A 21517-nucleotide genomic window follows, 5' to 3' on the forward strand; every position below is an offset into this window, starting at 1 on the left:
TATTGTGTTCATCTGTGCAATCTGTACAATCTGTTAAATCTGTGTCCCAGCACAGCGCAGCGTTCGTCTTGCTGTCTCACAGAATCCGGGCAACCAGAGAACACACAGCGCAGCGATAGTATACGGATCGCCTTCGAGAACGCCTGCCCTGGCAGGCGTTCAAAAGGCGTACATCCTGAAAGGATACAATTATGCATTTGGGTATCGTATTATCTTAACAGGCAATCGCAATGAATTATGAGACAACCTGATAGTCTTATTGTTTTAGCTACTTGATCGGCAATCCTGTCACAGGTCGCTCTTCTCTCGTATCCGTATGCTGTACTCGGTGCCGCCGTCGGACCTGATCTCCAGGCTGCCGTTCAGCTGAGTGGCCAGGCTGCTGATCAAGATCATGCCGAGGGAGCTGGCTTTTTCTATGGAAAAGCCCTCGGGAAGCCCTATTCCGTTATCCTTCACTTTGAGGAGGTACTGCTTTTCGCCATCGCCGGGGTACTCATGCATGTCGATCACAATCTCTCCCGGCCTGCCATCCGGGAAGGCATGTTTCATAGCGTTGGAGATCATCTCGTTGATCATCAGGCCGCATGGTACAGCCATGTCTATGCCTATCAGGATCTTATCGACATTGACTCTCATGGCCACGTTTCCTTTCATAGAGTACGTGGTCGAAATCTGGGATGCGAGCATCTGGATGTACTCAGAAAAGTCTATCCGGGCCAGGTCTCTGGACCTGTAGAGCTTCTCGTGGATCAGAGCCATCGACATGACCCGGTTCCGGGTCTCATTGAACGCGTCGATCGATTTCTGGTCGGAGAGGTAGGCGGATTGCAGGCTCAGGAGGCTGGTGACTATCTGCAGGTTGTTTTTCACTCTGTGGTGCACTTCTTTCAGCAGAACGTCTTTCTCGTCGAGGGATATCTTGAGTTCGCGTTCCAGCTTGACCCGTTCGGTGATGTCCTCCATGACTACTGCAAAGCTTTCGATCTGGTCGTCCGAGGCCATTATCGGGTATAGTTTTACCTGCAGGTATACCGGCGGTTTATCTCCTGAAGCTGGCAACTCGGCCAGGGGTATCGTCGTACTTGTGCCTTCCCTGAGCGTGGCCAGGCACTCGGCGGATATCTCCGGGATCTTCTCCGGCAGCATCGAGAGGTTGAGGCGCCTTGATATGTCTGTCCTTTTCATCCCGAGGACTTCGAGGAAATGATCGTTGACCAGGACTGCCCTGCCCGATGTATCAAATATGCCCATGGCGTCGGGTGATTTCATCACTATGTTTTCCATCGCCAGTGTAGTGTCCTTGAGCTTCTTTATCAGGTTTCCCAGCGTCTTTTCCCGGATGTCGTTAGTCGTGTATACAAACAGTGCCGAGGAGAGGAATAGGATGGACGCATTGTAAATAATACCTGTAATGTAGTACAGGTTTTCGGATATAATGCGGATGCCCATGAGGAAGTTAACTATGTTCACTATATCTCCAATGGAGTTTATCAGGCAGAATACGAAAATGGATATGAGCAGGTACTTCAGGTTGACTTTCAGGTTCATCAGGAGCAGCTTGAAAAACGTGCTGACGATGTAGATGTCCAGCAGGATGTAGATCATCAAGATCAGGATATCGTCCAGATCTCTGCTTTGCCAGTTGATGGTGGCCAGCACCCAGGCGAGAAAAACAATCGCCAGCGTCAACCCGGCAATATTGATAATCCTGGATCTGGACGGGCTTATGTACCATTGTTTCGAATTTATCAGGGTATAAAGCCCGTATGCAATGATGCAGTAGCTGATTAGCCATACTATCGCTCCGGCTCCCTTGATGTACCAGCCCAGCTTCAGGGCGGGAGGGATTATCATAGGCAGCAGGTACCATACACTGCTGGACATCGTCCAGAAGAGCAAAGCGGCGGTCAATATGATGCTGAGGAACTTGATGTTCCGGTCACGCTCGCTAAAGTATAGCTTAATTGTCAGAACCATGCAGAAGAGCGGCAAGATCACCTGTACCAGATTGTTGGCCAGGCTCTGGCCATCTGCCGGTACCAGCAACAGAATAAAACTAACGATGCTCGTGATGAACATCGCCACAATCATTAGCCCGATCCTGTTCGACCCATTTTTTACTCCCGCATCCCCATCCATTCCAATCAGCCCTGCCGCAATATGCAACCGCTTGAATAGAATAATTTCCACTATTACATGTTATATAAAACTTGCCAGTAATTATTAGCTAAAATACAATGGTCTAATGTCCGCGAAGTGTTATATCGCCTAAAACATTTATTCTGTAGAATATCATGGCTGCCGCTGAGCCTCGGGCACCACGTTGCTTATCGGTTAGCGTATAACTGGTATGGTCTTGAAAAATGGGGGTGCTGTAGATCCGGCAGTAATCCAGTCGTGCAATCGTAAGGCTGTTTTATCCCAGCTTATAGAGCTTACTCTGCAAGCTTTTCGCCCGCTCCTCGGCGTCGCTGATTCTCCGCAGCACGCCTACGCTACCGATGACGGCTCCGCATGGCAGTGTGACGTGCTCATGTTCTCTGGCATCTCGCGCGGAAACCTTGTGTATTTTGCCGCACATGGGACAGGGTACCAGGACTTCTTCGATGCTTCCGGCGTTCTTCATGTACTGTAATATTCGAGGTACGGCAAGATAGATGTTGCGACGGGATAGGCTCTCTAAATCCATTTTTTTGCCCTGAAGTAGGCCAGCATAATCAGGGTGACAGATATGATGATCACCCAGACTGTGTAGTACCCGTATTCCCAGTATAGCTCAGGCATGTTTTTGAAGTTCATGCCGTAGACGCCTACTATAAAGCTGAGGGGGAGCATGATGGTGGCTATGATGGTCAACTGCTTCATGATCTGGTTGAGCGATACTGAGACGGCGGACATGTATACGTCCCGTGATGAGGTCAGTATGTCTCTGTAGGTTTCTATGAGGTCCATCACCTGGGTGACGTGGTCGTCGATATCCCTGATGTATATCAGGGTAGTGGGCGCTATGAACGGGGAAGCACCTCTGCTCAGGTCGTTGACGACATTCCTGATCTGCCAGGCGGACTTCCTGAGGGTCAGCAGGCTCTTCCTGACATCGGCCATCTTCGATAATAACTCCTTGCCCGGGGTGGCCATCGCCTCGTCTTCTATCTCCTCGATGAGGTCTTCCAGGCGGTCCAGGACGGGGTAGAAGTGGTCCGTGGCGTGATCCAGCAGGGTGTACGCAAGAAAATCTGGCCCACTTTCGCTTATGATGCCTGCCTTGTTGATCAGCCCTGTCTCTGCAGTCCTGATAGTATCCCAGTGATCGGAGGCGCTGATCAGGAAATCTTTTCCGAGGATTATGTAGAGCTTGTGGATGATCACGCTCTCGTTTTCGATCTCCGGTATATCGGTAACCACGAAAGTATAGCCAGCGTACTCGTCGACCTTCGGGATCTCCCGGGGGTTGGTGATGTCCTCGATCACCAGGGGGTGCAGCGAAAATTTAGAGACGACGAGATCGATATCCTGCTTTTCCGGGCGGGTGAGGCTAATCCACCTGTTATAGCCCTGATATCTGTCGAATTGTTCCGGCCGGACCACTTCGACTTCCCCTTTCCGGTAAGCGAAAGCCTGGAGGCTCATATAATATAACTATATTGTTATTATAATATGAGCCTATCTCGGGCTTATGGAGAAATAGTTTTTAAAAAGTAAGAAAAAGGGGTTAGATTCACTCCGGCACAAACTTCGTGCCGTAGTGGATCATGCCCTTGTCGCCGTCTTCGCCGATCCGGCGGAAGACTTTCTTGACTCTCATGCCGATCTTTATCTCCGAAGGGTCGCAGATGACCTGGGTGGTCACGTGGGGGCCCTCGTCCAGCCTGACGATGGCCAGCACGTAGGGCTTGCCGCCGATCCAGCTTTCGCCGGGGGCGTATATCGTGGAGTAGGTGACGACTTCGCCGGTACCCTTGTACTGTACCTCCGTCATCTTGCCCTGTCTCCTGCACTGGGGGCACCAGGCCCTGGGCGGGTAGTAGTGGGTGCCGCAGGTCTCGCACTTGGTTCCCATCAGGTTGTAGCGGGCCGGGATCTCTCTCCAGAATCTTGGGACGCTCATGTTATTTCCTCCTCTTCTCGTTCGAGAATATGTGGCAGACTGCCGTGCCGCCGGTGCCGCCCACGTTGTGGGTCATGGCGATCTTAGCGCCGTCTACCTGTCTCTTGCCTGCTTCGCCGCGGAGCTGTTCGACGCATTCTACTGCCTGCTTGATACCAGTGGCGCCCACCGGATGTCCAGTAGCCTTCAGGCCGCCCGAGGCGTTGACTGCGATCTTGCCGCCGATGGCTGTGTCGCCTCTCTCCGTCGCCGGGCCGCCTTCTCCCTTCTTGAAGAAGCCGAGGTCCTCGATGGCCAGCAGCTCAGCGATGGTGAAGCAGTCGTGGACTTCTACGAGATCGATGTCCTCCGGGCCGACGCCTGCCTGCTCGTACGCCCTCTTGCCTGCGGCGACGGTGGCGCCGAAGGTGCAGAAATCCTTCCTGTTGTGCAGGGAGATGGTGTCAGTCGCCTGGCCGGCGCCCAGCACGTAGATCGGGCTGTCGGTGTACTTCTTTGCGATCTCGACGGGGGCCACGATGACTGCGGCTGCACCGTCGGTGATCGGAGAGCAGTCGAACAGGGTGAACGGGTCTGCGACCATGGATGCGTTGAGGACGGTGTCGACGGTGATCTCGTTCCTGAACTGGGCTCTGGGGTTGTGGACGGCGTTCCTGTGGTTCTTGACCGCCACTTCCGCTAACTGTTTCCTGGTGGTGCCGTACTTGTGCATGTGGAGCCTGGCTATCATTGCGTACAGCGCGGGGAAAGTGGCGCCCATGAAGCCTTCCCATTCCCTGTCTGCCGCAGATGCCAGTGCATCTACGGTGACGCCGGTCTCCACGTCGGTCATCTTCTCGACGCCGGCCGCGACGACTACATCGTGGTAGCCCGACGCGACGGCGATGACAGCGTTCCTCAGAGCTAAGCCGCCGGAAGCGCATGCCGCCTCTACACGGGTCGCCGGGATGTTGAAGTCCCTGGCGAGGCCTGCGTAGTCTGCGATGAGGGAGCCGATGTGCTCCTGCTGGACGAACTGGCCGCCGCTCATGTTGCCCACGTACATGGCCTCGATCTCTTCGCCGGAGAGGTTGGCGTCCTCAATGGCCTGGGCGCCTGCCTCCACGAAGATGTCTCTGAATGAGCGGTCCCACATTTCGCCGAACTTGGTGCATCCTACACCTATGATTGCTACGTCTCTCATTTTGTCACCCCTTAGTTGTCAGTATTGATCTTGCCCTTGTGCCTGGCGTAAGACGCGTAGTCAAGGTACTTTGCCTTCTTAATGTAGTCCCAGGTCTTGGGAGCCAGGTCCTGCACCTCAGTGATCCGGTCTGTGACCGTGATGTCGAACGAGTCGCTGCCTGCGCCCGAGCCGAACGAGGTGACGAAGATCCTCTCGCCGGGCTTAGCGATGTCCAGCACTGCGGATAAGCCTACCATGCTGGCGCCGGAGTAGGTGTTGCCCATCATCGGGCAGGTCAGGCCGGGGCTTAGCTGCTCTTTCTTGAAGCCGAGAGTCAGGGCTGCCCTCGTGGGGAACTTGCCGTTCGGCTGGTGGAACACTGCATAGTTATAGTCAGAGGGTTTGGTGCCCTGGCATTCCAGCATCATCCTCGAAGCCGAGAGGACGTGCTTGAAGTAGCCGGGGTCTCCGGTGAACCTGCCGCCGTGCCTCGGGTAGTCTGCGCCTTCCCTTCTCCAGAAGTCCGGGGTGTCGGAGGTGAACGAGCAGGTGTGGTTGATGACTGCGATGTGGTCATTCTTGCTGATGACGAACGCTGCGCCGCCTGCGGCTGCAGTGTATTCCAGCGCGTCCCCGGGGGCGCCCTGGGAAGTGTCTGCACCGATGGCGAGGGCGGTCTCGGCCAGGCCGGAGGCCACTACACCCATGGAAGTCTGGATGGCCGCGGTGCCTGCCTTGCAGGCGAACTCGAAGTCGGCCGCCGTCATCCGGTTCGGTGCTCCTATGGCAGCCGCCACGATAGTGGCTGTCGGCTTGACCGCGTACGGGTGACTTTCCGATCCTACGTAGATGGCGCCGATCTTCTTCGGGTCTGCACCTCTGGCGATGGCGTTCCTCGCTGCTTCCACGGCGATCGTCGCCGTGTCCTCGTCGACGTCCGGCACCGACTTTTCAGAAACCATTAAGCCGTTCCTGTAGTCGTCCGCGTCGTCGCCCCACACTTTGGCGATCTCCTCTACCTTGATGCGGTACTGGGGGACGTACGCTCCATATGCACTAATTCCGAGCTTCATTCTTTCAAACCCTTTAGCGTCTTTATCATCTCTTCTATCTCTGTCATCGAGGTCATCAGCGGGAACGACTCGACCGAGGCGATCTTGCGCGCCACGGGGTCAATCCTGTCCGACTCCAGCCCGTGCAAAACGACTGCCGCCGGCTTGAGGGTCGAGACTCGCAGCGCTACCATGGGAGACCTTCCTGTAGAAACGTTACAGAAGATCAGGGCGCGCTCGGTGCTCCAGCCGTAGAGCCGGTAGAACTCGTTCGCCGAGAACTGGAAAATTGCGTTGAGACTGTCGACGATGGTGTAGCCGTTGATCGCCCTGTCGAAATTGCCGGAGACCTTCTCGGCGCCTATAGCGCGGGCAAATTTGCTCAGCGGCACCGGCGACCGGTATTCGTGGATGTCCAGAATGACGTCGGAATCATACCGGTCTAAGAACATGGTCTCGTAGGCACGTATCTTGTGCGACCCGGCCTTCTCGTCCAGGTCGAGCATCGCCTCAACGATCTTGCTGATGATTGTCGTTCCCGGGGATTTCCTCCTCCCGCTCTCGTAGTCGCTGATAACAGACGGCGACACCCCGATGCTGCTGGCAAGGTCGATCTGGGAGATCCCGAAGTTTTTCCTCCACTTCTTGATCGTCTCGCCGGGGTTTTCCGAAAGCGTGATTTCGCCCGCCATCTTCTCGGCAAGCTTGGCCCTCAGGTTGACAATATCGTTCTGCATCTGTCGCTAATAAACGAAGTCCTAGTATATAAGCCTTGTAGTAGTTCGGTTCGACAATTGACGTAACTTTTCCGCATTATAATTATGGGGAATAAAAATCGTACCACGCCGCCCGTGTAAATCGACAGGCGCCGGAGGGCCGGTTCGGTTTTTTAATAGGGCGGAAGGTGACGAAGCGGATTTCGACAGCCAGAATAAAAAGGCTCTCGGGCACAGCCGAGAGTTAAATAATGGGTGGGTAAGTAAAAAAGTGGAGCGGAGCCCGGCACTTTGCGGCCGCCCGCAGGCGGCCTCAGTTCTTGATCATGTTGAGGAACTTCTTGGTCCTCTCGTGCCGGGGGTTGGTGAAGAACTGGTCGGGGGTGTTCTCCTCGACGATGACACCGCCATCCATCAGGACGACGCGGTCGCCTACTTCCCTTGCGAAGTTCATCTCGTGGGTGACCACCATCATGGTCATGCCATCCATGGCGAGGTTGCGCATGACGTCCAGCACTTCTTTCACTAACTCGGGATCGAGTGCCGAGGTGACTTCGTCGAACAGCATGACGTCCGGCTTCATGGCGAGGGCGCGGGCGATAGCAACTCTCTGCTGCTGGCCGCCGGAGAGCTGCATGGGATAGCTGTTAATCTTTTGCTCCAGGCCCACCTTCTTCAGGAGTTCTTTACCCAGCGTTTCTGCCTCTGCTTTCGACTTCTTCTGCACCTTGATGGGGGCGAGAGTGACGTTCTGCAGGGCGGTCATGTGGGGGAACAGGTTGAACTGCTGGAAGACCATGCCGACGCGCTGCCTGATCTTGTTGAGATCTGTCCTCCTGTCGGTGACCTCAATGCCTTCCACGAAGATTTTGCCTGAGGTGGGCTCCTCGAGCCGGTTGATGCACCGCAGGATGGTGCTCTTGCCTGAGCCGCTGGGGCCCAGGATGACCACCACTTCGCCTTTCTTCACCTGCATATTGATCCCTTTCAGGACTTCCAGTTCTCCGAACTGCTTGTGGAGGTCCTGCAGCTCTACCATGTACTGGCTCATACGGTTGCCTCCTTCTGGGGTGTTTTCTTCTTCTTGGCCGGCAGGTTGCCTTTTCTGGCGTTGACGTTATACTTCTTTTCCATGTACTGGACTATCCTGCCCAGGGGTATGGTGATGCACAGGTACACCAGTCCGGCGGCGAGCAGCGGGGTGAAGGTGTTGTAGTGCTCTGCTCCTACCGTCTTGGACCACCACAGGACTTCCGAGACCGATATGACCAGGCCGATTGAGGAGTCCTTGATGAGGGCGATAAACTCGTTACCCAGCGCCGGAAGGACGATCTTGAACGCCTGGGGGAGGATGATGAAGGTCATCGCCTGGTAGTGGGACATGCCCAGCGACCTGGCGGCTTCCATCTGGCCCTTGTGGATCGCTTCGATGCCGGCCTTGAAGATCTCTGCCATGTAGGCGCCGCTGTTCATGGAAAGGGCTACGATACAGGCCGTGAACCCGTCGATGTTGAAAGACCCGCCGGTCAGGTCCTGGATCAGGAATGGCAGGCCGAAGTTGACGAACAGCAGCTGGAGCAGGAGGGGTAATCCTCTGATGCCTTCCACGTAGATCGAGGCGATGCCCCGGAACAGGATGTTAGTAGAAGTCCTTCCCAGGCCCATGATCAGGCCGATTACGAGGCCTATCGCCATCGCAATTATCGACAGCTCCAGGGTTGTAACCAGGCCTTTGGTGACTTCTTTCTCTAAAGAATAGATGAATAGTTCTCCGTCGAAGATAGAGAAGGTCTTTCCGGGCGTCAGCGCGATCATGTACGTCTGGCCGTGCTTGACGTCAATAGTCGACGTATTGACCATCATGCCGCTTTTATGGACGCTAATCTCGTGGATGCCCTCTGTCAGCTCTATCTGGAGCTTGCCATCCCTTGTATCGGTCGTTCCCGCCAGTTGATTATCTATGTAGATCGATGCTCCGGCGACGATGCTTTTAGATGCGCTGTCTTCCCGGATAATGAATGTGACAATGTCTGGTGAAATGCTCGTCGTCACCCTCTTCATCTGTAGCTGGACGGTGACGCCCGACTGGAGGTTGTACTCTCTGACCCGGTCCTGGAGACCCTCCTTTTTTGCGGTGATCTTGTGCATGCCCGGGGTAAAATTGCTTACTTTGATCGAGCCGTCATAATTGGTCAGGCCCATATAAGTTTCATCAATATAAACAGAGGCTCCCTGGACGGGTGAAAACAGGTCGTCGTTTACGACCACAATGGCGTTCGTACTTTGGGCCGAGGCAGGAGCTGCAAAAGCCAGACATGTAAGCAGAGTCAGTATGCCGATTAACCACAACGATCTATACCCTTTATTCACCTTATATCACCGCACCATTTTTTTAAAGTACTAAGGTCGCCCGTTCCCCGGATTCCTCAGCAAGTTACTTACTAATAATCAATCAATTAAAAAGCTTTTTATCCATACTCAATTAGCTAACGTTTTTTTACATCATAATAAAAATAAGAGGCACGTAATTTACGTGCCTTTCAGGCGCTTATGCGAACCATCTGTCGTAAATGGTCTGGTACCTGCCGTCTGCCTTTATGTTGGCAAGGGCCTCGTTGATGGCTGCAGTGAGCTGCTTGTTCTGCTTGTTTACCACGATGCCGAAGTACTCGGTCTCGCTGAGGGGTCCTGCAAGCGCGTAGTCACCCGGGGTGTCCCTGTAGTAGGGCTCGCAAACGGGGTAGTCGCCGACGACTGCCTCGACTTCGCCCTTCTTGAGTGCCATGAAGGCCTCATTCATGGTGGCGTAGGACTTGACGTTCTCTTCGGGCATGCCCTCGATGGCCTTGGTTGCGTCGAAGCCGACAGTGCCAGCCTGGGCGCCGACAATCTTGCCGACAAGGTCAGAAGCGTTCTTGATAGAGCTGCCGGGCTTGGTGACGATAGCCTGGCCTGCGGACTCGTAGTACCAGTCAGTGAAGTCGATAGACTGCTGCCTGTCCGGCCTGATGGTGAACGCCGAGATGGCGCAGTCAAACTTGCCAGCCTGGACGGCCGGGATGATGGTGTCGAAGGCGTGGTCAGTGTACTTGACCTCGAGGCCCAGTTCCTTGCCGATCTCGTTCATGAGGTCGATGTCAAAGCCGTAGAACTCGCCAGTCGTGGTGTTGATGTTCTCGAAGGGCGGGTAGTGCGCTTCGGTGGCGACTGACAGGACACCCGGGGTCATAGTCAGGTTCTGGGTAACGTTGGCGGCCGGAGTCGGGGTGACGTCGGCTGCCGGAGTGGCGGTCGGAGTCGTGCAACCGCTGACGACGAGCACGACCGTCATCAGAGCGATAGCAATAATCGATACTGCGGATAATTTCTTCATGTATATACCTCCCGTTTACCATGCACCGAAAAGGGCTGTGCCATGCTAAACCATAGCATCGGATCGGCGCCTGATAACTAGATTCATATGCTCTATCGATCGTGTAGATATTAAACTTTTGTAAAGGGTTATCGATTTATCCGTTCTGAAGTAAGCAACGGATATTATTTATCCTGTCCACCCGGCTATGGTACTCCCCGCCTGTCCGGTTCCCGGACAGGAACTACCTGGTCTCACGCAATATGCTTATATGATTCCGCACCATTATCGAGCACGAAGCGTCCGCAATGACTGACTCTCTCGACAGGATCCGGCTGAACATCAAGCTCAACTACGTTTACACGGCGCTCATGAACTGCACACTGGACCGGGCAATCTGGATGCTTTTCCTGAGCTTAAGGGGCATGAGCCTGTTAGAGATCGGGCTGATAGAATCCGTTTATCAGCTGGCTATGCTGCTGTTCGGGATACCGGCAGGAGCCATCTCGGACATCCTCGGCCGGAAAACCAGCCTGATCATCGCAGCGATCGCAAGGATCGCCGGGTATACGCTCATCCTCTTCTCCCATAGCTTTGCAGGCTTTGCGCTCGGCTTCGCGGTGAACGCCCTGGCGATGGTCCTGTACAGCAGCGCCTCGGAGTCGTTCACCTACGACACGTGCAAGCAGACCGGACAGCAGGTGAGCTACAGGCAGGTGTACGGCAACGTCCTCGCCGTCACCTTCATCGCTGCGGCAGCAGGCATCGCCGCAGGCGGCTTCATAGCCAACGTCTCCTACGACTGGGTTTACTATGCCACGATTGGCATACTGCTCTGCGCACTGATACCTGCGCTGCTGTTCACAGAAACCCGCAAGCGCGCTGACGGCTCACGCAGGCCGAGGCTGAGAGAACTGCTGACCAGGTCGGTCACGCTGATCGCCGGCAATCCGGTGATCCTGTACCTGCTGGTCATATCGGCAGCCATTACGGTCATCGATCAGACCATCTACATGTACTCCCAGAAATACTTCGAGGCGATGGCAATCCCCGTCTACTTTATAGGCCTGATCCTGAGCGCCGATTCGATCTTCGCCGCACTGGGCGCCAGGTATGCCCACGTGCTGGAAAGATTCAGCAACCGGGATATCGTCATCATAGTACCGGCCGTCATCCTGGCCATGTACCTGCTCTTTGCCGTCGTAGATTCGCCTGTAGTAGTCCTGTTCCTCTGGATTGCCACGATCTTCGTCGTGGGGTTCTGGCCCATACTGAGCGATCTGATCAACAAAAGAGTGCCATCGGAGAACCGGGCGACGGTGCTCTCGATGAAGGCCCAGATGAACAGCATCGCCGTCATGATCGTCTTCCCAATCGTAGGCTTCATCGCCGAGCGGACCTCCATGTCCCTCGCCTTCATCTGGCTTATAGTATCCATAATGCCACTGATCGCTTACTCGGTGATGAAGATCAGAAAAGTAGCGTTTTAGGGCTTGGACTAAACCACGGCGGCACGGCTCCTTATCCCGACAACTATAGGGCAGATGTTCTAACCACGGCGGCACGGCGGCACGGAGACAGTGCGAGAAACGATGGCAGGATGGTTATTTGAACCACGGCGGCACGGCGGCACGGCGACAACCGTACCAGAAGTGCAAGGCTCTTTTTTATGACCCACAGCGACACGGCGGGCCGGGAGCACGGAGACAACCGACTTATTGTTACCCGGCTGGAGGAACGAGGAATCACTATAGAATTTAGTTTACCGGTCATGAGACCATAATGATATAATGTAACATCTAGCCAGTAAACCGTTATTGGTTAATAGGCTGTCTCCGTGTCGCAGCGGACTAAAAAGGAGTGCTCTGTTCGGCGTCACAGTTGTCTCTGTGTCTCTGTGTCGCCGTGGTTAGAACTTTTAGGGCTGTTCGTGGTCGCTGGCTCATGCGACGATCTGGTTGCCGGTGGCCACCCACTCTCTTATTCCATGGACCAGGCTGCGGACGTCGGAGTAGCCGTATACTCTCAGAAACATGGTGGCGTAGGCGGAGCGGATGCCGCTGGCGCAGTAAGCAACAATTTTCATGTCCTTCTCGCGAGGCAGCTCTTTGACGCGCTGGGGGATCTCTCTGACAGATATATTAACAGCACCCGGGATGTGGCCGGAAGCGAACTCGTCCCTTTCCCGGACGTCTAACAGGAAAAGTTTCGGGTTCGATGCAAGCTCTTGCTTCAACTCCTCTACTGTAACCGTGTTCCAGTCCGAGGGGGCGTTCATCATGTAGCTTTCCATCGCCGAACAGATGTCGTCTCGTAAGGCCATAAACAGATCTATCCTGTATTGGCAGATAAACCTTGTCTGGCAGTTATCCGGGATATAAGTCCCTGATGGTAAAAAAGATATAATGTGGCCTTACGGCCACTTCACACGGGCAACACTTTCTTCCCGTATGCATCATTCATGATTTCGGCGCAGGCGAGGTATATGGCTGACAGGCCGCAGAGGATGCCCTCATATCCGGCAATGGTCTTGATCATGGCGCTGCCCGTGAAGTCGGCGATGGCCAGCAGGAAGAATAGCACGGTCAGACTGCCGAAGACGATCTGCAGGGCCAGATTCTTCTTGAGGGTGGCCACGAACATGAACGCGGTGAATAGGCCCCAGACTCCGAGGAAGAATCCCATCGAGGCGCTATCGACACTGGCTGCCCAGCCCATGTTGGGGAACTGGAGGAGCGCGACCAGCGCGATCCAGAACATGCCGTAGGACGTGAATGCCGTCATGCCGAAGGTGTTGCCCTTCCTGAACTCCAGGATGCCGGCGATGACCTGGGCGAGGCCTCCGTAGAAGATGCCCATGGCGAAGATCATGCCAAGGCTCGTAGCGGAAATTATGTTCGCGTTGTGCAGGTTGAGCAGCACAGTGGTCGCTCCGAAGCCCATCAGCCCGAGGGGGGCCGGGTTCGCAAGCACTGATGCGCCAGTTTTAGTAACATCCTCTATCGCGAGCGCTGATGCGCCAGTTTTTGTCATATTCTGTTGAACCATTGAATAGTCACCGGTATTGTCACGATAGTTCATTCTAAAATACTTAAATGTTTTTATAACGATTAATCGTGGTTGTTCTACCGGGAATTTGAATAAAAAAGTTGCAGGACCAGCTTATGATCCTGCAGTTTTTACGGTTATCTCATCCGCAACTCTCCTTGCATCGAGCAGCGAGACGCCGACTGTCACCGCAAAGCCCAGCGGAATGCTGACGATTCCCGGGTTGTTCAGCGGGAAAATCGCCCCTGAGCCCATTATTGTAGGGCTGATCAGGATCAGGACGATCGACGATACCAGTCCGGTGAGTATGCCCGCTATTATGCCCTTGTCGGTCGCCCTTTTCCAGAAGAGCGTGCTCAGGATAGCCGGCAGGTTAGCCGAGGCGGCTATGGCGAAAGCGAGCCCGACCAGGAAGGCGACGTTCTGTCCTTTGGCCAGGATACCCAGAGCTATCGCGATGACTCCCACTGCGATCGCTGTCAATTTCGAGACCTTCAGGCTCTTCGACTCATCCGATTTATTGCCCAGTATCTCTGTGTATATGTCGTGAGCGATCGCTCCTGCGGCCGCCATGATCAGGCCTGCCACAGTTCCCAGGATGGTGGCGAACGCGATGGACGATATGAGGGCGAAGAATACCTCACCGCCTATGTATTGCGCCAGCAGAGGGGCGGCCAGATTCTCGTTCCCGGGGTCGAAAGTCCCGAAGTAGTTCGCTCCGAGGCCCAGGAACAGCGTCAGGATATAGAAGATCCCGATGGCTATGATGGCGATTACAGTGGACTTCCGGGCGTCTGCGGGACTCGGCACCGTGTAGTACCGGATCAGGATGTGGGGCAGCGCAGCAGTTCCGAGCACCAGTCCGAGGGCCAGCGAGGCGAAGTCCCACGGGTTGGTGTACTTGAGGCCGGGGGACAGGAACTGCTCGCCAGTCACCGTTGTCCCTTTGGGGAGCTGGATCGACTGGCTCGACAGTATCGACGAGATGAAGTCGATCGGGCCCTGGCCCGCCATTATAAGCACTCCTATGGTAAGACCTCCGGCGGCGATCAAAAGCAGGAAGCCCTTGATGAACTGGACCCAGGTGGTGGATACCATCCCGGCCGTGGCCACGATCACGATAACCAGACTCCCCACGATAACTACGCCTAGCTCGTAGGGCAGGCCGATCAATGGCTGTACGATCGAGCCAGCGCCGACCATCTGGGGAATGAGGTAAAACACGCTGACCACCAGCGTACTGATGGCCGCAGTGAGCCTGACGTACTTGTTTTTGAAGGTGCTGGTCAGCGCGTCTGCGAACGTATACTTCCCGATCTTCCTGAGCGGCTCCGCCACGATGAACAGGGCCACGATCCAGCCCGCGAGGAAGCCGATGCTGTACATGAAGCCGTCGAACCCGCTCGCCGCGATCATTCCTGCTATGCCCAGGAACGAGGCAGCGCTCAGGTAGTCCCCGGAGAAAGCGATGCCGTTGACAAACCACTTGACTCCTCCGCCCGCCGCGTAGAAGTGGCCGGCAGTCCTCACGCCTCTGGCAGCGTAAGCCGAAAGCCCCAGGGCCAGCAGCGTGATGAGGCAGAATAGTGCGAACGCAATGGGCTTGAAACTATAATCCATCTATACCCCTCCGGTTTCTGATTCCATCCTGCCCGCGTACCAGCTATAGCCGATGGCCATGAGGATGGCTGCGGCGATCAGAACCATGCCTGACACCAGGGCGACGTTCAGCCCCAGCAAGCCCTGGCTGAACAGGCCTTTGGCGAAGCTGCCCGTGATGGTGAAGGCCGAGTAGCCTGCTATGTACAGGCCAAAAAGCACGAGCCCGACTTTAAATCTGGCAGAGCCGGTTATGTCGGAGATATCGATAGCCGGCACCTTGTGCCCGGCACCGTTGAGGATATCCAGGGCTGTCTGGATTTCGGCTTCTGTCGGCTTGATGACCACGACTGAGCAGTGGGCCTGTTTCACCACTGCTTCCGCTACGTTCCCCAGAAGTAATCCGCTGATACCCCTGGGGTCTGAAGCTCCCATTATGATCATGTCTGCCTTGATGTCCGCGGCAGTCCGGATGATTTCTCCTACCACCGGCCCGTCTCTGGTCAGGAACTCGGCGGCAACGCTCTGGCTGCCAGCCAGCCTGCGGGCAAATTCCATGCCGTCGACTTCGGGCTTCCTGCGAAGGGCCGAGTTTTCCGCCATCTTCTCGATGCCAGTTACCGGTCCCTGCTCTCTGACGTTGAGCACGGAGAGCTTTGCTTTCCTGGCTCTGGCCAGTTCTACTGCCTGTATCGTAGCAGCCAGCGCCGGGAGCGAGCCATCTGTGGCCAGCAATATTGTCCCGCTTATTCTGGACTCCTCCGTCTTGTCATCCTCTATCAATCTCCTGTCATCCCTCCAGCGGGATAACAAATTATAATGATTATTTATGGTATTTAAAAGTATTGATTTATAACGATTATTAATTAGCTATTGTGGTCAAAGAAATGACGGATGATTGCCTGAGTGATCTTTGACGGCCCAGTTTCGTACATAATAAAGATTATCAGCTGACAGGTCCTATTTTATGAAGAATCGAATCTGGGGCATCACTGGCCTCCACGTATAGCCGGAAACTTTAAACTAACCTATAACTGGCAAGGGATTTGACATGGTTGACTTAAGAGATAAGGTCGTGCAAGATCGGGGCATCATAGCCAAAATCCAGAGCATGATCCCGGGGTTCAGCGGGTATCGAGCGAAAGAAGATCTGAGGGCCGCTGACAACATGTTACGCATTCAGGTGGCTGACCGGCTGGCATCGATCAGGGGCGACTTTGAGGAATGCAGGACTATCCTGCTGGACAACGGGCAGATGGAAGGCCTGGACAAGATCGGGATACTCATCAGCAAGTTCAAAACCGTAGAAGGCGAAATTCGGCATGCCGCCCAGGGCTATTCAGGCATCGACGCCCGGATCAGGGTGGGCGAAGACCGGCTGAACAAGCTGTACGAGTATGACCTGAATATGGTCACGCTGCTGACCGAGATCAAGGCTGAAGTAGACAGGGTTAAGTCTCTGGCCGTCACGGGCGGCCCGGATTACCGGCAGGCGCTGGCTCAACTCGCGATCAAGCTCGACGGCATGCAGGGCACGAACAAGAGGCGGATGGCCTTCATCACAGGCACAGAGGTGTAAAAGCATGGCAATCATAGGCGGAGATAAGAAGAGCGTCATCGGCGCTGCGACGATCGCCTGGGAAGAGAACGAGAAGCGCGGCAACATCATGTGGAAGGTGCCGCGGAACATCCGGTTCAACGACAACATCGTCGTCCGGGAGGACGAGATGGCGGTCTTCTACAGGGACGGCAAAGCCCTCGACTATATCGACCGGCCTGACCGGTATGCGCTGACATCCATGAACGCGCCCATCGTCGGCCGCATCGTGGAATTCCTGTCCGGCGTCAGGCAGGACGCGGAAGTATACTACATCCAGAAGCGGGTATTCGACGGCAAGTTCGGCAGCAAGCAACCATACGTATTCCGGGACAAGGACTTCGGGCTGGTCAACCTCCGGGTGTTCGGCGAGTTCAGGTACAAGGTCACCGGCCCCATGAACTTCATCAACCAGTTCGTCGGCACCTTCAGCTACACCACCTCGGCTGACGTGGAAGAGCGCATCAAGGACCAGGCGGTAGTCGTTTTATACGACGTGCTGGGCGACGCCAAGAACGGCGGCATGGGCGTGGCAGACCTCGCGGCCAACCTGACCAACATCGAGCAGGCGTGGCTGGAGCGGTCCAAGGCTCACTTCGAGCCTTACGGCATCACCATGGACAAACTCTCCGGACTGTACATCACCATGCCGGAGGAAGTCCAGAAGGCTGTTGATACCAGATCGTCCATGGGCGTGCTGGGCACTAACTATATGCAGTACCAGACCGGCCAGGCCATGCGCGAGGCAGCCCAGAACCCTTCGGGCGGCGGCGCTGGAGCAGGCGTCGGAGTCGGCGCAGGCATCGGCATGGGCTATATGATGGTCGACCAGATGCGCCAGATGGGCCAGCAGCAACAACAGCCCCAGCAGCAGCCCCAGCAACAGGCTGCCGCCGGCACTCCTTGCGCGAAGTGCGGCGCCAGCGTCCCGCAGGGAGCGAAGTTCTGTCCGTCCTGCGGTGCGAAGCAGGAGACCGCCGTCTGCAGCAAGTGCGGGGCAGCGCTGCCTCCCGGTGCGAAGTTCTGTCCGTCCTGCGGCCAGCCCGCCGGTGGGGAGCAGGCCTGCCCCAAATGCGGCACTAAAGTCGCTGCCGGCAGCAAGTTCTGCCCCAGCTGCGGAAATCAGCTAGGGTGAAAAACTAATGGCAGAGATCAGGTGCACCCGGTGCGGTGCACCCATACCTTTCGACTCCGGCGTCAAGTTCGTCAAGTGCAGCCACTGCGGTACGCAGCTGTACATCGACAAAAGCGGCGCTGGCTTCTTCTACATCATGCCCTTCTTCATTCAGCGGAACGACGCAGAGGGCATCTTCAAGCGGTGGACTGCAGGGGCCAAAATGGCCAGGGACCTGGAACAGACAGCGAAGATCACCGACTTCAGGCAGCTATACTTCCCGGTCTACCTATTCAGGCGGAACATCTCCGGCCAGGAAAAAGTGTTCGTCGAGCCGGCCAAATCCACGACCATGCCCGGGCTCCACTCCCTGAAAGTTCCCGCCGGCGATCTAAAAATATTCGACGAGAGCTACAGCACCGGCGGTGTCGAGCTGGTCAAGCCGGACATCGAGATGACGGCTTACCTGTCAAGCCTGGAGGGCACTCCGCTCGAGCAGGCGCTGGTCTTCTTCCCGATCTGGGCTATCCAGTACGAGTACAGGGGTACTAAGTACCCTGCCGTCATCGACGGCTCGTCCGGGGAAGTCTATACCGGCCAGTTCCCGACCAGGAAAGCGGCGCCCTACCTGCTCATCGCTGCCGCGGCTTTCGGCATCTTCTTCCTGGAAGGGCTCGCCGGTTTCATCTTATCCATGGGCGCGGGAGATTCGGCTATATTCGTATGGATCATCATCCTGCTGGTCGCGCTCTTCACCATCCCGTTCGTCACAGCAGCCGCATACGTCGTAGTCAGGAGGTTCTAACATGAGCATATCTCTCTCCATGAACTGCCCCAACTGCGGCGGCGACGTGAGCGTCGACGAGGGGACGAAGTATACCTCATGTAAGTACTGCTCTGCGATCCTGTCCATAGAAGGCGACGACGGTGTCCGCCGCATCACCTTCAGGAATAAAGTGAGCCGAGACCAGGCGATCGCCGAGGTACGCCGGTGGTGGAAAGGTGGGTTCAAGGCCCGGGACCTGCGCCGGCGGGGCGAAGTGACCGAGTGCTATCCAATCTACGTGCCCTTCTGGCGCCTGCGGGCGAGGGCGGCGGGCTGGGTTTGCGGCTACAAGACGGTCCAGCGGAACAAGCGCACCGAGAGAGTGCCGCTGGAAAAGATGGTGGCCCGGGACATGGACTGGACTCAGGTAGCCAGCGACGCCGGGGACATCGGTGTCGAGCGCCTGCGCAACCTGGACGGAGAAGCGGTCATCCTCGACGAGGGGAGCATCCCCACTTTCGAGGCGACGACCTCCAGCACCGACGCGCTGAGTACCGGCCTGTCCCAGATTCGCTCTGAAGCAGTGTCCTATGCAGGCGTGCCGAGCATCACCTTCCAGCAGGTGAACGTGATTCCCCGGGGGCTGTCGCTGGTCTTCTACCCGATATGGATGGTCCGGTACAAGTACGCCGATCGCATGTATTTCGCTACCGTGGACGGTATCACCGGCCGGGTCCTTTCCGGCAGGGCGCCAGGCGACTACCTGTGGCGGAGCCTCAGCATGGCCGTCGGCATGGCCGTCGGCGGAGTCGGCATCGGCTTCAGCGCGTGGATCGGGCTTGTCATCGAGTCCGAGGGAGGCTGCGGATTGGCGCTGTTCCTGATGGCCGCAAGCCTCATTATCGCCGCCGGATCCTTCGGGTTCTTCAGGCACGGTGTAGAAATGACAGCCGGCGACGTCAAAGGCGGGTACAACCTGTTCAAGAATAACAGGCCGGATGCGGAAGACGCCGCGTTCGACAAGATCGCGCCGTCGCTGTTCGGAGGGCGATAAGATGACGACAAAAATTGTACAGGTATACTGCCCGAACTGTAAGACGCCCATGTTCTCAAAACCGCAGGACGTCGACAACGTTTTTCTCTGCGACAACTGCGGGACCATGCACGTCCGCAGCAACGGCAACGTAGAAACGATCGGCTACGAGTTCGGGGCTTTCGACGTAGATAAAAAAAGCGAAGGCGAACGCGTTTACCTGCCCTTCTGGGTGCTGAACGCGCAGTTCGACATCCACAACCTGAGCGCCCAGGGAGGCGGGCTGGGGAACCTGTTCGGCCTCCTCGGCGGCGGCCAGGACCGGCAGGGTACGATCGTGATTTACATGCCCGCCTATGACATGGATCCCGGGCATTTCAAGGACGTCTCCATGTACCATACGGGCAACCCGCCCCAGTACCGGGCATCAAAGCCCGAGCCCGGCGTCCGGAGGCTGAAGTGCGCGCTGACCGTCGAGCTCCTGCCCCAGATGGCGGACTTCATCTTCGTCACCAGCGTGGCAGAAAAGCCCGGCACCCTCCAGCGGCTCGACTACACGCTGAACATCACCGGAAAACGGTTTATCTACCTGCCACACTACCTGCAGGGAGAAAGGTATAAGCCCGGCTATTAATGCCGGGCCATTTCTCATTCCCCCGGATGGCAATCCGTATTCTACGACAACAAGTCTCCTTTTACCACAGAGGCACAGAGTTACGTAGAGGCTCACAGAGAGATAGCTACCACAGAGAACACAGAGACGCACAGAGATTCTTCAATGTGTTAAGCTGAAGAAATTATTCAATACAGGTCTCTGTGCGTCTCTGTGCCTCTGTGGTAAACCCTTCTCTGTGTATCTCTGTGCCTCTGTGGTGTATTATTACCAGTATACCCTGGGGATGGCTGTATAGCCACTTATCGCCCATAAATTCCGGTCAGGCTCCCTTCTGCGATCACGTGCCCTTTCATCGCGGTCAGCAGCTGGTCTTTTGTGATCCCGGCCGGCAGGTTGAGCCTGGCGTCGAGGGCGTAGAGCTTGAAGATGTACCTGTGTGGCTTTCCCGGGGGTGGCGAAGGCCCGTTGTAGCCGGGGTTGCCCATGCTGTTCTTAGACTGGATGGCTCCGTAGTCCAGCTCTTCCTCCTGCCGTACGCCAGCGGGCAGGCTGGTGAAGCCGCTGGGTATGTTGTACATGATCCAGTGGGTGAAGGTGCCGCCAGGCGCGTCCGGGTCGTCGCAGATCAGCACATACTCACTGGCGTTTTCTACTCGAGACCAGTTCAGGGGAGGGGACATGTCGTCGCCGTCTGCCGTGTACTTCACCGGTATCCGCTCCCCGTCCTTGAATGCCGGGCTCGTGATGTCGAGCGCCATAACTTGTGTAGCCATATTATCGTCCGCCTTCAGGTCACCAGGGACTGCCTGCTGAGCACATGCTGACAAAGCAGTAGCCGTCAGCACCATCAGCAGTGCCAGTATCGCCATTATTCTCTTCACTTAGTCTCCCCCACGTGCCTGATACTGATCTGTCTGAGGGTCATGTTCATTATATTATTCCACGCCATCGCCGGCTTACTTTTTTATCGTTTGCGTGCATACGTAGTGTAAGTGATCTTATGCCCGAAAAGAAATCTACTACCGAGAACCTGCTGGCCCGCCCGATCGATCTCGCGGGGCTCGTCGAATACCAGGACGGCGCAGTCGTCAGCCGGGAGATCATCCGCAAGAAAACAGGCACCGTGACCGTCTTCTCCTTCGACCAGGGAGAAGGGCTGAGCGAGCACACCGCACCCTTCGACGCGATGGTCTACATTCTGGACGGCGAAGCCGACATCATGGTCAACCACGTGACCCACAGAGTCACGGCAGGGCAGATGATCATCTTCCCGAAGGATGCAATCCACTCGCTGACTGCAGTTAAAAGATTTAAGATGCTTCTGATTATGATCAGGTCAGAAGCATAA

Annotated in this window: 22 protein-coding genes; 7 read left to right on the forward strand and 15 right to left on the reverse strand. The window is 55.9% G+C overall.

Going from position 1 to position 21517, the window contains the following annotated elements:
• Nucleotides 1-288: 288 nt before the first annotated feature.
• The 10 genes from RCI_RS15965 to RCI_RS12730 form a co-directional block, all read right to left on the reverse strand.
• Nucleotides 289-2193, reverse strand: coding sequence for a sensor histidine kinase (locus RCI_RS15965; protein WP_012036850.1), 1905 nt, complete (start codon nt 2191-2193; stop codon nt 289-291).
• 226 nt (nt 2194-2419) lie between these two features.
• A complete protein-coding gene (locus RCI_RS12690; protein WP_012036851.1) occupies nt 2420-2629 on the reverse strand; it encodes a hypothetical protein in 210 nt (69 codons plus the stop codon).
• Nucleotides 2630-2682: 53 nt separating this feature from the next.
• The gene (gene corA / locus RCI_RS12695; protein ID WP_012036852.1) at nt 2683-3633 is read right to left on the reverse strand and encodes a magnesium/cobalt transporter CorA; all 951 of its coding nucleotides are present in this window, start codon (nt 3631-3633) and stop codon (nt 2683-2685) included.
• An 88-nt stretch (nt 3634-3721) separates the two neighbouring features.
• On the reverse strand, nt 3722-4111 hold the full coding sequence (locus tag RCI_RS12700) for a Zn-ribbon domain-containing OB-fold protein (protein ID WP_012036853.1): 390 nt from the start codon (nt 4109-4111) through the stop codon (nt 3722-3724).
• A gap of 1 nt (nt 4112) precedes the next feature.
• Nucleotides 4113-5294 (reverse strand): thiolase domain-containing protein, encoded by a 1182-nt coding sequence (locus tag RCI_RS12705; protein WP_012036854.1) that lies wholly within the window; start codon nt 5292-5294, stop codon nt 4113-4115.
• A gap of 11 nt (nt 5295-5305) precedes the next feature.
• Nucleotides 5306-6349, reverse strand: a complete 1044-nt coding sequence (locus RCI_RS12710) for a hydroxymethylglutaryl-CoA synthase (RefSeq protein WP_012036855.1) — start codon at nt 6347-6349, stop codon at nt 5306-5308.
• Nucleotides 6346-7065, reverse strand: coding sequence for a helix-turn-helix domain-containing protein (locus RCI_RS12715; RefSeq protein WP_012036856.1), 720 nt, complete (start codon nt 7063-7065; stop codon nt 6346-6348). Before RCI_RS12715 ends, RCI_RS12710 begins: the two co-directional genes overlap by 4 nt.
• Nucleotides 7066-7357: 292 nt before the next feature.
• Entirely contained in the window at nt 7358-8083 is a 726-nt protein-coding gene (locus RCI_RS12720) for an amino acid ABC transporter ATP-binding protein (protein WP_048199348.1), read from the reverse strand.
• An 8-nt stretch (nt 8084-8091) separates the two neighbouring features.
• Complete coding sequence (locus RCI_RS15970; protein ID WP_012036858.1) at nt 8092-9414, reverse strand: ABC transporter permease subunit; 1323 nt, start codon at nt 9412-9414, stop codon at nt 8092-8094.
• Nucleotides 9415-9592: 178 nt separating this feature from the next.
• Nucleotides 9593-10417 carry a basic amino acid ABC transporter substrate-binding protein gene (locus RCI_RS12730; protein ID WP_048198587.1) on the reverse strand — a complete coding sequence of 275 codons (825 nt, stop codon included), beginning with the start codon at nt 10415-10417 and terminating at the stop codon, nt 9593-9595.
• 287 nt (nt 10418-10704) lie between these two features.
• On the opposite strand from RCI_RS12730, the gene RCI_RS12735 reads away from it, so the two are divergent.
• Nucleotides 10705-11886, forward strand: a complete 1182-nt coding sequence (locus RCI_RS12735; protein ID WP_012036860.1) for an MFS transporter — start codon at nt 10705-10707, stop codon at nt 11884-11886.
• 452 nt (nt 11887-12338) lie between these two features.
• Here the strand turns inward: RCI_RS12735 and RCI_RS12740 are convergent, their stop codons facing one another.
• From RCI_RS12740 to RCI_RS12755, 4 genes are all read right to left on the reverse strand, one after another.
• Nucleotides 12339-12719 carry a rhodanese-like domain-containing protein gene (locus tag RCI_RS12740; RefSeq protein ID WP_012036861.1) on the reverse strand — a complete coding sequence of 127 codons (381 nt, stop codon included), beginning with the start codon at nt 12717-12719 and terminating at the stop codon, nt 12339-12341.
• Between the two features lie 101 nt (nt 12720-12820).
• Entirely contained in the window at nt 12821-13429 is a 609-nt protein-coding gene (locus tag RCI_RS12745; protein WP_012036862.1) for an acetate uptake transporter, read from the reverse strand.
• Between the two features lie 129 nt (nt 13430-13558).
• Nucleotides 13559-15064 (reverse strand): solute symporter family protein, encoded by a 1506-nt coding sequence (locus RCI_RS12750; protein WP_012036863.1) that lies wholly within the window; start codon nt 15062-15064, stop codon nt 13559-13561.
• On the reverse strand, nt 15065-15826 hold the full coding sequence (locus tag RCI_RS12755; protein WP_048198591.1) for a universal stress protein: 762 nt from the start codon (nt 15824-15826) through the stop codon (nt 15065-15067). It lies immediately after the preceding gene.
• Nucleotides 15827-16094: 268 nt separating this feature from the next.
• Between RCI_RS12755 and RCI_RS12760 the strand changes: the two genes are divergently transcribed.
• From RCI_RS12760 to RCI_RS12780, 5 genes are read left to right on the forward strand one after another with little or no spacing between them, the layout of a single operon-like run.
• The gene (locus RCI_RS12760) at nt 16095-16622 is read left to right on the forward strand and encodes a hypothetical protein (RefSeq protein ID WP_081477347.1); all 528 of its coding nucleotides are present in this window, start codon (nt 16095-16097) and stop codon (nt 16620-16622) included.
• A gap of 4 nt (nt 16623-16626) precedes the next feature.
• Nucleotides 16627-17775, forward strand: a complete 1149-nt coding sequence (locus RCI_RS12765) for an SPFH domain-containing protein (protein WP_012036866.1) — start codon at nt 16627-16629, stop codon at nt 17773-17775.
• A 7-nt stretch (nt 17776-17782) separates the two neighbouring features.
• A complete protein-coding gene (locus tag RCI_RS12770) occupies nt 17783-18559 on the forward strand; it encodes a zinc ribbon domain-containing protein (protein WP_012036867.1) in 777 nt (258 codons plus the stop codon).
• A gap of 1 nt (nt 18560) precedes the next feature.
• On the forward strand, nt 18561-19574 hold the full coding sequence (locus RCI_RS12775) for a hypothetical protein (RefSeq protein WP_012036868.1): 1014 nt from the start codon (nt 18561-18563) through the stop codon (nt 19572-19574).
• 1 nt (nt 19575) lies between these two features.
• Complete coding sequence (locus RCI_RS12780) at nt 19576-20187, forward strand: hypothetical protein (protein WP_148266626.1); 612 nt, start codon at nt 19576-19578, stop codon at nt 20185-20187.
• Nucleotides 20188-20468: 281 nt separating this feature from the next.
• Here the strand turns inward: RCI_RS12780 and RCI_RS12785 are convergent, their stop codons facing one another.
• Nucleotides 20469-21050, reverse strand: coding sequence for a YbhB/YbcL family Raf kinase inhibitor-like protein (locus RCI_RS12785; RefSeq protein WP_231844847.1), 582 nt, complete (start codon nt 21048-21050; stop codon nt 20469-20471).
• Between the two features lie 119 nt (nt 21051-21169).
• On the opposite strand from RCI_RS12785, the gene RCI_RS12790 reads away from it, so the two are divergent.
• Nucleotides 21170-21517 carry a cupin domain-containing protein gene (locus RCI_RS12790; protein WP_012036871.1) on the forward strand — a complete coding sequence of 116 codons (348 nt, stop codon included), beginning with the start codon at nt 21170-21172 and terminating at the stop codon, nt 21515-21517.

This window comes from Methanocella arvoryzae MRE50 (assembly GCF_000063445.1).
Classification (GTDB): Archaea; Halobacteriota; Methanocellia; order Methanocellales; family Methanocellaceae; genus Methanocella_A; species Methanocella_A arvoryzae.

Excerpts from the sequence above, each read along its gene's own strand:
- RCI_RS12690 (WP_012036851.1), bottom strand. The coding sequence starts at position 2,629 with ATGAAGAACGCCGGAAGCATCGAAGAAGTCCTGGTACCCTGTCCCATG.
- corA (WP_012036852.1), bottom strand. The coding sequence starts at position 3,633 with ATGAGCCTCCAGGCTTTCGCTTACCGGAAAGGGGAAGTCGAAGTGGTC.
- RCI_RS12700 (WP_012036853.1), bottom strand. The coding sequence starts at position 4,111 with ATGAGCGTCCCAAGATTCTGGAGAGAGATCCCGGCCCGCTACAACCTG.
- RCI_RS12705 (WP_012036854.1), bottom strand. The coding sequence starts at position 5,294 with ATGAGAGACGTAGCAATCATAGGTGTAGGATGCACCAAGTTCGGCGAA.
- RCI_RS12710 (WP_012036855.1), bottom strand. The coding sequence starts at position 6,349 with ATGAAGCTCGGAATTAGTGCATATGGAGCGTACGTCCCCCAGTACCGC.
- RCI_RS12715 (WP_012036856.1), bottom strand. The coding sequence starts at position 7,065 with ATGCAGAACGATATTGTCAACCTGAGGGCCAAGCTTGCCGAGAAGATG.
- RCI_RS12720 (WP_048199348.1), bottom strand. The coding sequence starts at position 8,083 with ATGGTAGAGCTGCAGGACCTCCACAAGCAGTTCGGAGAACTGGAAGTC.
- RCI_RS12730 (WP_048198587.1), bottom strand. The coding sequence starts at position 10,417 with ATGAAGAAATTATCCGCAGTATCGATTATTGCTATCGCTCTGATGACG.
- RCI_RS12735 (WP_012036860.1), top strand. The coding sequence starts at position 10,705 with ATGACTGACTCTCTCGACAGGATCCGGCTGAACATCAAGCTCAACTAC.
- RCI_RS12740 (WP_012036861.1), bottom strand. The coding sequence starts at position 12,719 with ATGGCCTTACGAGACGACATCTGTTCGGCGATGGAAAGCTACATGATG.
- RCI_RS12745 (WP_012036862.1), bottom strand. The coding sequence starts at position 13,429 with ATGACAAAAACTGGCGCATCAGCGCTCGCGATAGAGGATGTTACTAAA.
- RCI_RS12750 (WP_012036863.1), bottom strand. The coding sequence starts at position 15,064 with ATGGATTATAGTTTCAAGCCCATTGCGTTCGCACTATTCTGCCTCATC.
- RCI_RS12760 (WP_081477347.1), top strand. The coding sequence starts at position 16,095 with ATGGTTGACTTAAGAGATAAGGTCGTGCAAGATCGGGGCATCATAGCC.
- RCI_RS12765 (WP_012036866.1), top strand. The coding sequence starts at position 16,627 with ATGGCAATCATAGGCGGAGATAAGAAGAGCGTCATCGGCGCTGCGACG.
- RCI_RS12770 (WP_012036867.1), top strand. The coding sequence starts at position 17,783 with ATGGCAGAGATCAGGTGCACCCGGTGCGGTGCACCCATACCTTTCGAC.
- RCI_RS12775 (WP_012036868.1), top strand. The coding sequence starts at position 18,561 with ATGAGCATATCTCTCTCCATGAACTGCCCCAACTGCGGCGGCGACGTG.
- RCI_RS12780 (WP_148266626.1), top strand. The coding sequence starts at position 19,576 with ATGACGACAAAAATTGTACAGGTATACTGCCCGAACTGTAAGACGCCC.
- RCI_RS12790 (WP_012036871.1), top strand. The coding sequence starts at position 21,170 with ATGCCCGAAAAGAAATCTACTACCGAGAACCTGCTGGCCCGCCCGATC.